Source organism: Dorea sp. AM10-31, assembly GCF_003435815.1.
Classification (GTDB): domain Bacteria; phylum Bacillota; class Clostridia; order Lachnospirales; family Lachnospiraceae; genus Dorea_D; species Dorea_D hominis.
This window is the reverse complement of sequence record NZ_QTUV01000002.1, coordinates 22,933-38,650: the sequence shown is the minus strand read 5'-3', so window position 1 is coordinate 38,650 and position 15,718 is coordinate 22,933. Positions and strand designations below refer to the sequence as shown.

The window sequence follows — 15,718 nt, the reverse complement described above, 5'->3', positions numbered from 1 at the left end:
TTTCTTATTCTTCTCTGGAACTTTCTATGAATTCCATTTTTTCTATTTCTTTGATCAGTTCCTTCTTATCTTTACGCAGGCATTTCATATTCTTCTCCATTGCACGGATCTCTTCTCTCATGCGGAGATTTTCTTCCTGCAGGTTCTGGATATCTGCGCTGATCGGATCTGGTAAATGTACCTGATCTAGATCCATACGCGGAATCTTCTGGTCATCCATCTTCACAATTCTTCCCGGCACACCGACAACTGTACAGTTCGGCGGTACTTCTTTTAATACAACCGCTCCGGCGCCAATCTTGGAATTTTCTCCGATGGTGAAGGAACCAAGTACTTTTGCGCCGGCACTTACCATGACATTATCTTTAAGTGTCGGATGTCGCTTTCCCTGTTCCTTACCTGTTCCACCAAGGGTGACACCCTGATACAGTGTAATATTATCACCAAGCTCTGCTGTCTCTCCGATGATCACACCGCTTCCGTGGTCGATAAAAAGTCCTTTGCCGATCGTAGCTCCCGGATGGATCTCAATACCGGTTTTGCGCACGGCACGCTGTGACACCCATCTTGCCAGAAAATAATGTTTCTTTAAATATAATTTATGTGCAATTCTGTAATGTAAAATTGCCTTGAAACTGGAATATAAAAAAACTTCCATATTGGATTTGATCGCAGGATCCCGTTCACGAACAACCTGAATCTCCTCTTTTACGTAAGAAATAACTCCCATATCTATCGCTCCTTCATTATAAAAAACGCCTCTTGCTTTCGCAAGAGGCGTATATATCGCGGTTCCACTCTTCTTCCAGAATCAGACCTTCCTGCTGAAATGTCCCCCGCTTAAGGAAAATCTTCTTCTGCTTAAGTACACGTAACGTGTGTAATTCCGTACCCGGCTACCCATCTTATCTGAACGCATCAGACTACGCTCGCCGGATCAACTCCCGAATGCACTTCACGATGCTCTTTTCTGAAGACCGCTTTCAGCCGGTGACGGTCTCTCTCTGACAGTTGCAAGTATCGCTACTCTTTTCGTTCATCGTCTTTTCATATAGAATATACTATATGCGAATTATCGGCATTTGTCAATGGGAGACAAGTGGAAATCTCAATGTTATTTTGAAAAGATCTGCTTCTGTCTCAATATCCAGATGTCCTTTCTGCAATTCTGTAAAACTGCTTACAATGGCAAGTCCCAGTCCGGAACCTTCGGTTTTTCGGGATTCATCTCCCCGCACAAACCGTTCGGTCAGTTCTTCTGGTTTTACATGCAGTTCTTCTCTGGAAACATTCTTCATATGCACAACCGCTTCTCCATCTTCTTCACGGATGGAAATATAGGCTCTCGTATGCGGCATCGCGTATTTTGTAATATTAACAAGCAGGTTTTCAAAGATCCGGTATGTTTTCTGGCTGTCCAGATGTACGATCAGCCTTTCTTCCGGAAAATCGCAACGGAACTCCACACCGGATTTCCGGATCTGTTCATCCAGTTCCAATTTTACCTGCTTAAACAGATTTACCATATCCAGATCCAGCAGGTTCAGTTTGACAGCCTGGCTGTTCGCTTTGCTCACTTCAAACAAATCTTCGATCAGTACTTTCAGTCGCAGTGATTTTCGTTCCAGAATCTCAATGTACTCTTTCTGTTTTTCTTCATCTTTTTCATTTTTCAAAAGATCCACATAAGTAATGATCGCCGTGAGCGGTGTCTTCAGATCATGCGAAACATTGGTGATCAGCTCTGTCTTCATCCGCTGGCTCTTCACTTCTTCATCCACTGCCTTTTTAAATCCGCTCTGAATCGTTCCTAGCGCGTCACCGATCGGCTGGAACATCCTTAAATCCGTACCTATTTCTGCATCTAGATTGCCGTCTGCGATTGCTTCTGCTGCATTCAAAAGCTGCATGTATCTGCGTCTCATTCTGCGATACCAGATATTTAATACAACAAATAAAAGGACTGCATCACACAGAAGAAACCACAACATATCTCCTTGTCCGACTATAAAACAAGGCACTAATAATATGGAATTAATAAGAACAACCTTTAACATATAACGCTGTCCTCTGTCTCTAAAATCAATCTTTTCCAGCATATAGAGGATTTTTCTGCCAGCACTTTTCACGGTGCCGCAGATTTTTCCGGAAATATTCTTTATCGTCTTCCTTTTTCTGCAGCACAGTGAATATTCTTTTATATATCCTCTGACTCCACAGGTCCAGATATGTCTGAGATTCGTCACGATCCAGTAATCCACAGCAAATACTGCCGCCCACAAAAGCGTTTCCATGCCTTCTGACTGCAAACCGTCTGTAACACGTGCCCGGACAAGCGACGGCGCACACGTAAGCAACACAATGAATGCAGGCACAGCTACTTCCACAGGAGCCTGGAAAATCCGTTCTTCTCCGGTCTGAAAGCTCTTCACTGACGGATAAACACATGCAAGAAGCGCAACTGCAGCAAGCAGTGCATAGATCATCCTGTCTGCTGAATCCGGTACTTCATCCTGTTCACTGAAATCCATTTCCGTGCTGTCTTTTAAATAAGCTTTCAGATTTTTCTCTGTAATTCCATAACGGAATGTGCAATTCTCCGGATTCTTTAATATCGTATTTGTTTTTCCGTCTGTCTGCGTATCTGCTTCATCATCTTCATAAAGAAACGCCTCATCCGGCTGTGTACTTACATCGTTCAATGCCCGCCTGAGCGCAAGAAGCTGTTTGCTTTTGTTACTTCCGGATAAAATCTGCGCCATTGGTTTTCCATTTTTATCATACTGGATAGTAAATGAAAATGCATATTTCGTCATATCATCTTCCATCGCCTGTTCACCTGTACTGACAGAACTTCTTGCTATGACCTCACCTTTTTCATTTTCCATTTCGTAATCAATATATGGATAGAGCATTTTGTAATTTGTAAGCCATTCCCAGTATGCATCCTGATCTAGCATATCCCGTAACTTCGTGCGTTCTTTTTCCGTTCCGTTTTCATTTGTATACATAATATATCCATTCTGAACGAATGGCATCATAAAATCTTCAGATGACTCGTGGCTTCTTTTTTCCTTTTCTACGTTTGCCGCGGCCTCTCTCTGATAGAGCTGATATCTTCCGACAACCATCGCAGCCGGTATCAGTATCGTAAAAAAGATTAGTATGCACGCCAGTTTATGCCTGTTTTTCAATTTTGTATCCAACTCCCCACACCACCTTCAAATATTTTGGTTCTTTCGGGTTAATTTCTATTTTCTCCCGAATATTTCTCACATGCACCATAATAGTGTCTGTATTCACCGCCTCTTCTTCCCATACCCATTCATAGATTTCATCAGCGGAAAATACTCTGCCTGGATGTTTCATTAACAACAGAAGAATCTTATACTCTGTCGGTGTCACTTTCACGTCTTCACCGTCTACGCTCACTGCTTTGCGGTCCTCATTCAGTTCCAGTCCACCGATTGTATAAATATGTTCCTTTTCTTCTTTTTCCTTTAATCTGCCCATAAAATTCCGGTATCTGCGAAGCTGGGAATTAACTCTAGCCAACAGTTCCATCGGTATAAATGGTTTTGTCACATAATCATCCGCTCCCATATTTAGTCCCATGATCTTGTCTACTTCTTCTGATTTTGCGGATAAGAAGATAACCGGGAAGTCATATTTTTCTCTTAATTTTACCGTCATTGTAATTCCATCCATGCGCGGCATCATAATATCTACGATCGCGAGATGGATTTCTTCTTTTTCTATCACCTCCAGACCTTCGATTCCATCTTCTGCCTGGTACACTTCGTATCCCTGGCTTTTCAGATAGATCTCAATTCCCTGACGGATCTCCTTATCATCTTCCACTACAAGTACGTGATTCATTTCCATTTTCTTTCTCCCTGCTTCTCTCTTAAATATCATGTCGGGGCAAACCCGGCTCCGATACCTGCGGATTCTTCCGCATTATTCGGTATCTTAAAAAATGTGTGGATACAGTTTCTTTTTCTCTAACCTTTGTATCATATCACATTTTATGATTCAAAGTATAAAGATCTTTTCTTAAGAGCCGCCGGATAGCTTTCTAAAGATTTTCTAAAGAAAATACCCGGAGCAGCTTTTCTTGCATACACAATATTTTTCTGTTATTTCTTACAAGAATAACAGTGATAAGCGCGATTGCCACCAACACCTTTCCTATAAAAAGTCTATATTTATTATGATTTTCTATAAATTGTTTCTATGTATTTTCACCTTGACATACAAATAAACTACCGATATAGTAGATTAAGTACTTTCTATATGTACCACAGAAAGGAGGCATTTTCAGATGTCTTTAAATGCGAATAACAGTAAGGAATTACAGAAGAAACAGAATACCATCACTTTCATCAATGCTGCGACAGAGATGATCGCTGAATTAGGGATTGAACATATTTCGATTCGAAAGATTGCAGAAAAAGCCGGATTCCACAACTCAACCATTTATCTTTATTTTAAAGACCTGGATGAACTTCTGCTCCTCGCTTCCATGAAATTTTTTCAGAAATACAGTCACTCTCTCAGTCTTTTGAGCAAGACAGCTACTACATCCGGTGAGACTTTCATTAAGATCTGGGATTATTTCCTGACAACGGTTTTCAAGTGGCCAAATCTGTTCTTTAATTTCTTCTACGGAAAGCGAAGCGACGACCTGACGCCTTATATGAACCATTATTATGAACTCTATCCGGAAGAACGTAACGAATATACGGACGATATCCACAACATGTATTACGGCAAGAATATTGAGGAACGAAGCAGCAACCTGCTCAAAACTGTCCTGAATGAAACAGATAAGGTGACTGCAGATAATATGGATATGGTAAATGAGATTATTGTCAGCTACTGCAAATACAAGCTGGAGCAGAAACGAGCGAATATGGATCTTGACAATACGAAGTTAAAAGACGAATGTCTGCATGTCATCTCCTATGTTACAGGCGTATAAATGCAGTTCATTGTGTAAGCATAAATCTGTACCTGGCTCATCGTATACCTGCAGAACTTGCCATCGGCAGCTTCCTCTGGATGCTATGGCAACACAAAAAAGTCAGCTTTCCCAAACCGGAAGCTGACTTTTTTATTTGTTATGGCGACAAGGAAAATGCGCCCTGCTTGCATGGCAGCATTTGACGGTAGCTAATCAGCGAATAAAACTCGCGGAGCGTGTTTTATCGCTGTTATAGCGTCCGGGAAATAACTCCCTTATTTTTTCAGAATTAATGCTGCAAATACAACATCTTCTTCCCCGTCGTTGCGGATCCCGTGTCCGTCTCCGTCCTTACAGAAGAATACATCTCCCGGCTTTGCCGGAATCTTCGTGCCATTATCTTCGTAAATCCCTTCACCGGACAATATATAATATGTCTCTGTCTCGCCGTGATGCTCATGGTGTCCAAGTTCCGAATGTGGCGGCAATGTCACTTTGCTGAACATCTTACAATGTGCACCAAGCTCTTCTGCACCAAGAAGTGCCTCTTTCAGAATATATCCTTCACCGCCACTTGGTTTTTCTACTTTTACGATCTCTCTTTCGCCTTCTCTTGTCATTGTTTTCTACCTCCTTCTTCCACTCACTCTGCCTCTGCTGATAAACAGTTTTTCAGAGTCCTATAAAAACAAGATACAACCTGTGGTGGCAATCCGTCAATCCACTTTTTCAAAATACTATGCCTTTTCGTACACTTCAAAATCTAATTTACGATTCGATAATATTCTTTTGCAGTAAGACTGTAGACGATTGCATAAAAAACTGCAAACACACCAACCGTTACCAGTGTGCATCCGGCAAATAAGGACCGGTTATTTAAGTTTAATACTCGCAGAAGTTTCACCATGATCGGAAATGCCACAATTACATGCAGAATTGCCATAAAAAGCGGCAGGAAAAATACACTTAAGATCTGGCTTCCGATGGAATGACGCACTTCGCGCTTACTCATTCCGACATTCTGCATAATCTGAAATCGTTTTCTGTCTTCAAAGCCTTCGGATATCTGTTTATAATAAATGATCAGCACCGTTGCGATCAGGAACAGGATTCCCAAATAAATTCCAATGAAGAACAATCCGCCATAGAGACCATAGAAACTCTCCCTGCTCGTCTCTCTGCTTTCCATTTCTGTATAAGGAACTTTGTTTAGCCCTTTTTGTAATTTTCCCAGTATCTTTGCATTTTCTGCATTCTTTCCATTCAGGTCAAATGCTGTATAATAGCGGAGCATCTGCTGATTTTTCTTAAAAGCTTCCGGTACATTCTGCCCAGAATAATTCTGCATCTGCAAAATTTTTAAAATCGCATCTGTGTTTTTGAAAACAATATAATAATTACCATATACCGACTGTGTTTTCTCCACCTCTGCTTTCAATTTCCTGATCTGTTTTTTCACATGAAAATTCTCTTTTGCAATTTTCAGATCATAATAATTATATTTTCCATCCGGACAGTACAACAGAATTTCGTTTTCATTTAATGTTTCTGTTTTTCCTTCCATGTGATTATAATCTTCCAGCGGAAGCAAAGTCAGATAGCAGATTTTTGATGAATTATATGCATCCGCATTTATTTCAAACTGTTCGTCTTTCTGTGATGCCATAAGCTGACCGCATCGGTAAGAAATCTGTGATTGTCTCTGTAAATGCAGACGATCACATTCTTTTTCAAGGGCTTCCTGCAATTGATTTCTGGATTCTCTGCTAGTCTGATAATTTGTTACTGCCACTGCTTTCGGGAAACGTGTATGTAAAACGTCCTCCATTCCTGCATACAGTGATGTTGTTGTAGATATCATTACAAGCACCATCGTACTTAAAATACAGATATTTGCAAGCCCGACTGCATTCTGTTTCATCCGGTAGATCATCCCTGATATGGTTGTAAAATGTCCCTGTCTGTAATAATATTTTTTGTTTTTCTTTAAAATCTTCAAAAGCGCAATACTACCTGCTGTAAACAGCGCATAAGTACCGATGATGACAAGAACCACCGCCAGAAAAAAAGTTAATAAAGCTTTTAACGGCTCTTTTGTAGTCAGGGCGATATAGTATCCGCTTCCCAGTGCCAGGACTCCGACAAGGGCGAGCAGCCATCTCGTCTTCGGCTCTTTCTCTCCCTGACTGCTTCCACGCAGAAGTTCCATCGGATTCGCAAGCTGCACCTGCAGAAGGTTGTAAATAAACGTAAGCATGAAAATGATCAGAAATAAAACGAGACAGTCTTTTATTGCCGCCATGCTGACCGCAAACTTCATTTCCACTCCGCTGTGCAGGATTTTAAGCAGGATCAGATACATCATTTTTCCGAATATAATTCCAAGGATCAATCCTCCGATCATGCTGACTCCTGCAATAATCACCGTCTCTACTGCCATCATTTTCGCAATATGCCGTTTTCCCATTCCGAGAACATTGTAAACACCAATTTCATTTTTTCGCTGTTTCATCAGGAAACTGTTTGTATAAAAGAGAAAAATCACAGAAAAAATAACCATCACGCCTGTTGCGTACTGCAGGCAGAGCCGCAGCGTTTCCATTCGCAGGTCTTTGCTTTTTGTCAGTGCATCAAACATATAGAACATCATAACCATCAACATAGAGGTCAATATATATGGCATGTAAGTCTTCCGGTTATTTTTCAGGTTTGTGACGGCAAGTTTTGCATAAATGTTTCTAGCCAATGTGCTCACCTCCCGTTGCAAGAACGCTTAAGGTGTCTGAAATCTTCTGATACATCTCATCTTCGCTCAGATTTCCACGATATAACTGATGAAACACCTCTCCGTCCTTGATGAAAAGCACTCTTTTCGCTGTGCTTGCCGCACGCACACTATGTGTAACCATGACGATCGTCTGTCCGTCCTCATTGATACCGGTAAAGAGATCAAGCAGTGCTTTGGAAGCCCGAGAGTCCAGCGCTCCTGTCGGTTCGTCCGCGAGAAGGAGCTGTGGTTTGGTAACCAGCGCTCTGGCAACTGCCGCACGCTGTTTCTGTCCTCCTGATACCTCATATGGATATTTGTCCAGAAGCTGCGTAATCTCAAGCTGCTTTGCAACCGGCTGCAGCCGCTCTTCCATTTTCCCATATTTCATTCCAGACAATACAAGTGGAAGAAATATGTTGTCTCTTAACGAAAATGTATCCAGAAGATGAAAATCCTGAAATACAAATCCGAGATTTTGTCTTCGGAAAGCTGCCATTTCTTTCTCTTTTATCCCGGAAAGGTCGCGTCCTTTCAAATACACCTTTCCTTTTGTCGGTCTGTCAAGTGCTGCCAGAATATTTAAAAGTGTTGATTTTCCGGAACCGGACTCTCCCATAACTGCTACATATTCTCCCGGTTCAACTGAAAAATTAACGTTTCGCAGCGCCTCTACCTGGTTGCCTCCAAATCTGGTCGTATATACTTTTTTTACATTTCTTACTTCTAATAATGCCATTTGTTTCACCCTTTCCATATCATCTGTTTTACATCTATGATTATAGAAAAAAGGAAAATGTACAGCCATCGATTCAGGTTACATTTTCCTTCCTGTTTCTTACATTTTTGTAAGATATCTCATTTTACTTCCAGATTCTCTTTTGTATCTATTCAACCGGTAATTTTTCTCTGGACAAATCCATGCAGGCTCTTGTTCCTTTCCCCGCTTCCGATTCCAGCCACAATCCATGCTGAAGCTTATCCATTACCGATTTGCATAAATAAAGTCCGATGCCTGTCGATTTCTTATCATTTCTGCCATTATAGCCGGTAAATCCGCGTTCAAAAATCCGTGGCAGATCTTCTTCACGAATACCGATCCCAGTATCTTCCACAACAAGTATCTGACCTTTTTTATAAATATGCACACTTCCGTTTTCTGTATATTTCAAAGCATTGGAAAGCAGCTGCTCCAGAACAAACGACAGCCATTTTTCATCGGTTAATACTGTTTCCTGAATCGGCTCATATACCAGTGTGATTTTCTTTAAAATAAACATCTTGGAATACTTGCGCACTACTTGGCGAATAACCGTATCAAGATCACAGACTGCAAAGGACAGATCCGCTGACATATCTTCCATACGCAGATAAGTTAAGACCATTTCTACATACTGCTGGATTTTAAATAATTCCATCTCCAGTTCTCTTACCAGAACCGGATGCTCCTCTTTTTCTGTCTGAAGCAGGAGATTCATCGCTGCGATCGGAGTCTTGATCTGATGCGCCCACATACTGTAATAATCCAGCATGTCCTGCCGCTCTATTGCCTGTTCCGACTCAGTCTCATTGATCTGCGTATATAATTTCTGTACCAGTTTCTGATAATCCTGTTCCAGAAGTGTGGTTCCTTCTGCAAATTCCAGAATCTGCTCTTTCTCACCTTTTATAACATTCTGCAGTTCTCTGTGCGTTCTTCTGTATCTTACAAATCCAAGAACCGCATAAAGCAGGCTCCACACACCTGACAGTAGAAATGCATATTCCACACATGCCAGATCGATATGATACAGATCAAATATAACGAAAAAGATTCCATACGCACCCAGATACATACAGATCTGCGTCCGATGTTCTTTTATATATGCTCTTAAGATTTTCATAGTTCCACCAAATATCCAATTCCTTTTTTCGTACGGATCACATCTGTCATTCCGATACTTTCCAGTTTTTTACGAAGTCTTGTCACATTAACTGTAAGTGTATTATCGTCCACAAACGAATCATTTTCCCAGAGTCGTTCCATGATCGTATCTCTTGAAACAATCTTTCCCGCATTTTCAAGTAATATCTGTAAAATTCTAAATTCATTTTTTGTCAGCTCGACTCTCTGCTCCTGATAAGTCAGCACTGCATCATTCAGATTCAAAAGAGCACCTTTATATTCTATCGCATTTGTCGTTCCGCCAAAAGAATAGGTTCTTCTAAGCAGTGCCTGTACTTTTGCAGTCAGAACTGTCAGATCAAATGGCTTTTCAATAAACTCGTCCGCACCCATATTCATCGCCATGACAATGTTCATATTGTCATTTGCTGAAGAAAGAAAAACAATCGGTACTTTCGACACTTCACGAATCTTCTGGCACCAGTAAAAGCCATTAAAAAACGGAAGCATAATATCCAGGATCACAAGTTCCGGTTCAAAAGCCAGAAATTCCTGCAATACATTTTTCAAATCTTCTGTCGTTTTTGTTTTGTAATTCCATTTTTCCAAATGCATTGCCACTGTCTGTGCAATCGTCTGGTCGTCTTCTACAATTAAAATCTTATACATCTTTTTCCCCACCTGCCGAGACTATGGTAGCCATCCCACTCTGATTAGCGGTCGTCAAATGCAGCCATGCAAGCATGGTGCATTTTCCTCGTCGCCATAACAAAATGAGCAGAAACGTCCCGCCTCTGCTCTTACATCCTAATACCTTGTCCGGAAGTTGTCAATTCCAGAAATAAGACTTTTTTGCTCTATCTCTTAGTGGAAATAATGATCACCGATCTTCTTTCCGGAGCCTCCCTGATTAAAATACAGACATCCATTTATCGGATCTTTTCCTTTTAATGCATCCGCTGCTGCTTTCCAGGCGGTTTTGGTATAACTTTTATTCTGCAAAACACGATTCAGCCATCCGCTGCCTGCCGGTCCGAACTGTCCGCGCTGATAGATAACTTCCTTCATAGAATCCGGATAAGTTTTGCTTTTTATCCGGTTTAAAACAACCGCTCCCACAGCAACCTGTCCTTTATACGGCTGATTTCCCGCTTCACAGAATATAAGCGCTGCTAACAGCTCCTGCTGTTTTTTCAGTTTCTTTTGTTCCTGTTTTTTTCTTGCTTCTCTTTTTGCACGGATTTTCTGTCGTCTGATTTCCTGCTCTTTTTCCAATACTGCCTGCTTTAATCTGATCTTTTGTACTCGTATTGTCTCCCTCGTCTGAACTGCAATCGATCTGGAATGTCTGACGTTTCCCTCCACCGATGCCGCTTTCGCTGTAAATCCAGTCATACACACGGTACATATCAAAGCCGCTAAGAATAATACAATCTTTTTACTTCCCTTACCTGCAGAACCTGCCACTGGCAACTTCCTCCGGATGCTATGACAATTCATAAATATAATACCCTCCTATATGTGCCAAACCATTTTCTTTACATAAATCATACTCATTCATTTCAATTTTATTACAAATATTACAAAAATGTTACGCACAACGTCTGGTATCATATCATAATCTGGCTGTTCTGTCAAATATTACTCGAAGAATAGAAAAATCAAATAGGACAACATTCCTAATATGTAAAAAACCTGCTACAGAATCCTGTAGCAGGTTTTATCTTGACATCTTTAAATTGTGGCAATATCGATCAATGTCAGTTTCTTAATATCTGTATTCTCCAGACTGGATACAAGCGCTTTTGCTGTATCAATCGCTGTCAATACATTCACACCTGTCTCAATCGCATTTCTACGGATCACAAAACCATCTCTAGAATGTTCTGCTCCCTGATGCGGTGTATCGATAACAAGGTCGATCTTATGTCCCAAGATAAGATCCATCAGGTTCGGAGATTCCTGCTCGATCTTATTTACTGCATTTGCTTTCACTCCTGCTTCTTTCAGGATATCCGCAGTTCCTCTCGTTGCAAAGATCTTATATCCAAGTTTCTCGAATCTGCGTCCGATATCGATTGCTTCTTCCTTATCTTCATCACGAACAGTCATGATCATATTCTTATGCTTCGGCAGACGGATTCCGGCTCCGATAAATGCCTTATACAATGCTTCGTCAAATGTCTTCGCAATTCCCAGACACTCTCCGGTAGATTTCATCTCAGGTCCTAAGCTGATATCTGCACCACGTATTTTCTCGAAGGAGAATACCGGCATCTTAACAGCAAAATAATCTGCTTCCGGCTGTAATCCTGGTGTGTATCCGAGATCTTTGATCTTTGCTCCGATGATGACTTTTGTTGCAAGCGGAACGATTGGGATACCGGTTACTTTACTGATATATGGAACCGTACGGCTGGAACGAGGGTTTACCTCAATGACGTACACTTCTTCACCACATACAATAAACTGGATATTGATCAGTCCGATAACGTGCAGTGATTTTGCAAGTCTTCTTGTATATTCTGCGATCGTCTGCTTCGTCTTCTCGGAAATGCTCTGTGCCGGATATACGGAAATACTGTCTCCGGAATGGATTCCTGCACGCTCAATATGTTCCATGATTCCTGGGATCAGGATATCTTCGCCATCGCATACTGCATCGACCTCAATCTCTTTACCCTGCAGATATTTATCTACAAGAATTGGATGATCCTGTGCAATCCGGTTGATGATGCCGATAAATTCATCAATATCATGGTCGTTGATCGCAATCTGCATTCCCTGTCCGCCAAGTACATAAGAAGGTCTCACAAGTACCGGATACCCCAGTCTGTTTGCAACTTCTTTTGCTTCTTCTGCTGTAAATACAGTACCACCTGTTGGTCTTGGAATCTTACACTCTTCCAGAATCTCATCAAACAGCTCACGGTCTTCCGCTGCATCTACATTCTCGGCAGAAGTTCCAAGGATTGGAACACCCATTTTCATAAGCGACTCTGTCAGCTTGATCGCTGTCTGTCCACCAAACTGTACAACTGCTCCGTCCGGTTTTTCAAGATCAACAATACTCTCTACATCTTCCGGTGTCAGCGGTTCAAAATACAATTTATCTGCAATGTCAAAGTCTGTACTTACTGTCTCCGGGTTATTATTTACAATGATTGTCTCATAGTCTTCTTTTGCAAATGCCCATGTACAATGCACAGAACAGAAATCGAACTCAATTCCCTGTCCGATACGGATCGGACCTGATCCAAGAACAAGTACTTTCTTCTTGTCATTCGTCTCTTCAACTTCGTTCTCGCTGCCAAATACAGAATAATAGTACGGCGTTTCTGCCGCGAACTCAGCCGCACACGTATCAACCATCTTATATGCTGCCGTAATTCCATATTCATGGCGCATATCGTGAATCTGGCGCTCTGTATTGCCTGTTAATTTTGCAATAACAGAATCTGGAAATTCCATACGTTTTGCTTCTTTTAATGTCTCTGCATTCAATGTTTCATTCTGCAGCTTCTGTTCCATCTCAACAAGAATTGCAATCTTGTCAATAAACCATTTGTCAATCTTTGTGATTGCATGAATCTCATCATAGCTGATTCCCTGGCGGATCGCTTCTGCAATCTTCCAGATTCTTCTGTCATCTACAACTTTTAACTCTTCTAACAGCTCCTCACCTTTCAGATATGAAAAATCGTAAGACATCAGGCTGTCTACATGCTGCTCCAGAGAACGGATTGCTTTCATAAGTGCACCTTCAAAGTTATCACAGATACTCATAACTTCTCCGGTTGCTTTCATCTGTGTTGTCAGTGTACGTTTTGCACTGATAAATTTATCAAATGGAAGTCTCGGGATCTTTACAACGCAATAGTCAAGCATTGGCTCGAAACTTGCATAGGTCTTCTTCGTAACTGCATTCTTAATCTCATCCAGTGTATATCCAAGTGCGATCTTTGCAGCAACTTTCGCAATTGGATATCCGGTTGCTTTGGAAGCCAGTGCAGAAGAACGGCTTACACGCGGATTTACCTCGATAACACAGTACTCAAATGTGTCAGGATTCAACGCATACTGTACGTTACATCCTCCGGTAATATTCAGCTCGCTGATAATGTTCAGCGCGGAAGTTCGCAACATCTGGTACTCCTTATCACCCAGTGTCTGGGAAGGTGCAACTACAATACTGTCACCGGTATGCACACCAACCGGATCAATATTTTCCATATTACATACAGTAATGCAGTTTCCATTGCCGTCACGCATCACTTCATACTCAATCTCTTTCCATCCAGCAATACAACGCTCTACCAGTACCTGTCCGACACGGGAAAGTCTGAGACCATTTTCCAGAATCTCAACTAACTGTGTTCGGTCGTGGGCGATACCACCGCCGCTTCCACCAAGTGTGTAAGCCGGACGAAGTACAACCGGGTATCCGATCTTCTCCGCAAATGCAATACCATCTTCCACATTCTCAACAACGAGAGAAGCTGCACATGGCTCGCCGATCTTCTCCATCGTCTCTTTAAATTCCAGACGGTCCTCTGCTTTCTTGATCGTCTGGGAAGTAGTACCGATCAGGCGTACGTTATGCTCTCTTAAGAAACCATTCTCTTCCATCTCCATGGCAAGGTTCAGTGCTGCCTGTCCACCAAGCGTAGGAAGTACACTGTCCGGTTTTTCCTTTAAAATGAGCTGTTCTACAACTTCAACGGTAAGTGGTTCAATATATACACGGTCAGCAATATCTTTATCTGTCATAATCGTTGCCGGGTTAGAGTTCAGAAGAACAACTTCAAGCCCTTCTTCTTTCAGTGAACGGCATGCCTGGGTACCGGCATAATCGAACTCTGCCGCCTGTCCGATTACAATCGGACCGGAACCGATTACTAATACTTTTTTGATATCTTTAATTCTTGGCATTACTGTACCTCCTTCATCATATCCATGAATCTGTCAAATAAATATCCTGAGTCCTGTGGTCCCGGGCAAGCTTCCGGATGAAACTGTACGGTAAAGATATTCTTTCCGACATAAGACAGACCTTCATTGGTTCCGTCATTGACATTTACAAATGCTTCTGTTGCGATTGATGAATCCAATGTAGAAGCATCTACTGCATATCCATGGTTCTGAGAAGAAATGTACACACGGTTATTACTTAAATCTTTTACCGGGTGATTCCCACCTCTGTGTCCATATTTTAACTTATATGTCTTTCCACCATTTGCGAGTGCCATAAGCTGATGTCCCAGACAGATTGCAAAGATCGGGATATCACTGTCATATAACTTCTTCACTTCTTTAATAATAGAAACACAGGTTTCCGGATCTCCAGGTCCATTTGAGAGCATGATACCATCCGGTTTAGAATCAATGATTTCTTGTGCAGATGTATGTGCCGGATAAATGGTCACTTCACATCCACGCTTATTTAAAGAACGGGCAATGTTATTCTTGGCACCAAAATCCATCAATGCAACTTTTGGTCCATCACCTTCCAAGATATAAGATTTATCACAGGTTACTTCTGATACAACGTCTCCGACTACATATTCTTTTAACTTCGGAAGGATCTCATCCAGATCGTAATTCTCATTCGTTGTGATCATACCGTTCATCGTACCTTTCTCACGAAGAATCTTCGTCAGCGCACGCGTGTCAATTCCTGCAATTCCCGGAATGTCCTGCTTTTCAAGAAAATCCTGAATTGTTCCTTCACATCTGAAATTGCTCGGTACTCTGGAAAGTTCTCTGACGATATAACCTTTTGGCCAGGCTTTCTTCGATTCCATATCCGGTGTAATTCCATAGTTGCCGATCAATGGGTATGTCATAACGACTGCCTGTCCCGCATAAGAAGGGTCAGTTAATACTTCCAAATATCCTGTCATTGAAGTATTAAACACAATCTCGCTGATCATATCTTTTTTAGAGCCTATGCTGGTTCCGGTAAAGACGGTTCCGTCTTCTAATATAAGAAATGCTTTCATATATCCACCTATTCCCTTCCTGATTATCCTATTGTATCCGTGGGTTTCCAAGGTATCTTTTTCCGCCAGAGTTTTAAGCAAACGCATTCCCCGGCTTG

At 41.5% G+C, this 15,718-nt stretch carries 12 protein-coding genes; 1 reads left to right on the top strand and 11 read right to left on the bottom strand.

Annotation, left to right across the window (positions count from 1 at the left end; all coding sequences use genetic code 11):
- Window positions 1–4: 4 nt before the first annotated feature.
- From epsC to DW125_RS03270, 3 genes are all read right to left on the bottom strand, one after another.
- On the bottom strand, window positions 5–730 hold the full coding sequence (epsC, locus tag DW125_RS03280) for a serine O-acetyltransferase EpsC (protein ID WP_021861064.1): 726 nt from the start codon (window positions 728–730) through the stop codon (window positions 5–7).
- Between the two features lie 355 nt (window positions 731–1,085).
- Window positions 1,086–3,206: a sensor histidine kinase gene (locus DW125_RS03275; RefSeq protein WP_021861065.1), complete on the bottom strand. Its 2,121-nt coding sequence runs from the start codon at window positions 3,204–3,206 to the stop codon at window positions 1,086–1,088.
- Window positions 3,178–3,885 carry a response regulator transcription factor gene (locus tag DW125_RS03270; RefSeq protein ID WP_117537137.1) on the bottom strand — a complete coding sequence of 236 codons (708 nt, stop codon included), beginning with the start codon at window positions 3,883–3,885 and terminating at the stop codon, window positions 3,178–3,180. The genes DW125_RS03275 and DW125_RS03270 overlap by 29 nt, the downstream gene beginning before the upstream one ends.
- A 439-nt stretch (window positions 3,886–4,324) precedes the next feature.
- On the opposite strand from DW125_RS03270, the gene DW125_RS03265 reads away from it, so the two are divergent.
- Complete coding sequence (locus tag DW125_RS03265) at window positions 4,325–4,984, top strand: TetR/AcrR family transcriptional regulator (RefSeq protein WP_021861067.1); 660 nt, start codon at window positions 4,325–4,327, stop codon at window positions 4,982–4,984.
- Window positions 4,985–5,241: 257 nt separating this feature from the next.
- On the opposite strand, the gene DW125_RS03260 is transcribed toward DW125_RS03265, so the two are convergent.
- The 8 genes from DW125_RS03260 to DW125_RS03225 form a co-directional block, all read right to left on the bottom strand.
- Window positions 5,242–5,586, bottom strand: coding sequence for a cupin domain-containing protein (locus tag DW125_RS03260; RefSeq protein ID WP_021861068.1), 345 nt, complete (start codon window positions 5,584–5,586; stop codon window positions 5,242–5,244).
- Window positions 5,587–5,729: 143 nt separating this feature from the next.
- Entirely contained in the window at window positions 5,730–7,721 is a 1,992-nt protein-coding gene (locus DW125_RS03255; protein ID WP_334294204.1) for an ABC transporter permease, read from the bottom strand.
- A complete protein-coding gene (locus DW125_RS03250; RefSeq protein WP_021861070.1) occupies window positions 7,705–8,472 on the bottom strand; it encodes an ABC transporter ATP-binding protein in 768 nt (255 codons plus the stop codon). Before DW125_RS03250 ends, DW125_RS03255 begins: the two co-directional genes overlap by 17 nt.
- 148 nt (window positions 8,473–8,620) lie before the next feature.
- Entirely contained in the window at window positions 8,621–9,616 is a 996-nt protein-coding gene (locus DW125_RS03245) for a sensor histidine kinase (protein WP_021861071.1), read from the bottom strand.
- Window positions 9,613–10,287, bottom strand: a complete 675-nt coding sequence (locus DW125_RS03240; RefSeq protein WP_021861072.1) for a response regulator transcription factor — start codon at window positions 10,285–10,287, stop codon at window positions 9,613–9,615. The genes DW125_RS03245 and DW125_RS03240 overlap by 4 nt, the downstream gene beginning before the upstream one ends.
- Before the next feature lie 195 nt (window positions 10,288–10,482).
- Window positions 10,483–11,118, bottom strand: coding sequence for a cell wall hydrolase (locus DW125_RS03235; protein WP_117537135.1), 636 nt, complete (start codon window positions 11,116–11,118; stop codon window positions 10,483–10,485).
- Between the two features lie 234 nt (window positions 11,119–11,352).
- Entirely contained in the window at window positions 11,353–14,550 is a 3,198-nt protein-coding gene (carB, locus tag DW125_RS03230; protein ID WP_021861074.1) for a carbamoyl-phosphate synthase large subunit, read from the bottom strand.
- On the bottom strand, window positions 14,550–15,620 hold the full coding sequence (locus DW125_RS03225) for a carbamoyl phosphate synthase small subunit (RefSeq protein WP_021861075.1): 1,071 nt from the start codon (window positions 15,618–15,620) through the stop codon (window positions 14,550–14,552). Before DW125_RS03225 ends, carB begins: the two co-directional genes overlap by 1 nt.
- Window positions 15,621–15,718 lie beyond the last annotated feature (98 nt).

Coding starts and splice junctions, on each gene's coding strand:
- epsC (WP_021861064.1), bottom strand. CDS start 730: ATGGGAGTTATTTCTTACGTAAAAGAGGAGATTCAGGTTGTTCGTGAA.
- DW125_RS03270 (WP_117537137.1), bottom strand. CDS start 3,885: ATGGAAATGAATCACGTACTTGTAGTGGAAGATGATAAGGAGATCCGT.
- DW125_RS03265 (WP_021861067.1), top strand. CDS start 4,325: ATGTCTTTAAATGCGAATAACAGTAAGGAATTACAGAAGAAACAGAAT.
- DW125_RS03260 (WP_021861068.1), bottom strand. CDS start 5,586: ATGACAAGAGAAGGCGAAAGAGAGATCGTAAAAGTAGAAAAACCAAGT.
- DW125_RS03250 (WP_021861070.1), bottom strand. CDS start 8,472: ATGGCATTATTAGAAGTAAGAAATGTAAAAAAAGTATATACGACCAGA.
- DW125_RS03245 (WP_021861071.1), bottom strand. CDS start 9,616: ATGAAAATCTTAAGAGCATATATAAAAGAACATCGGACGCAGATCTGT.
- DW125_RS03240 (WP_021861072.1), bottom strand. CDS start 10,287: ATGTATAAGATTTTAATTGTAGAAGACGACCAGACGATTGCACAGACA.
- DW125_RS03235 (WP_117537135.1), bottom strand. CDS start 11,118: ATGAATTGTCATAGCATCCGGAGGAAGTTGCCAGTGGCAGGTTCTGCA.
- carB (WP_021861074.1), bottom strand. CDS start 14,550: ATGCCAAGAATTAAAGATATCAAAAAAGTATTAGTAATCGGTTCCGGT.
- DW125_RS03225 (WP_021861075.1), bottom strand. CDS start 15,620: ATGAAAGCATTTCTTATATTAGAAGACGGAACCGTCTTTACCGGAACC.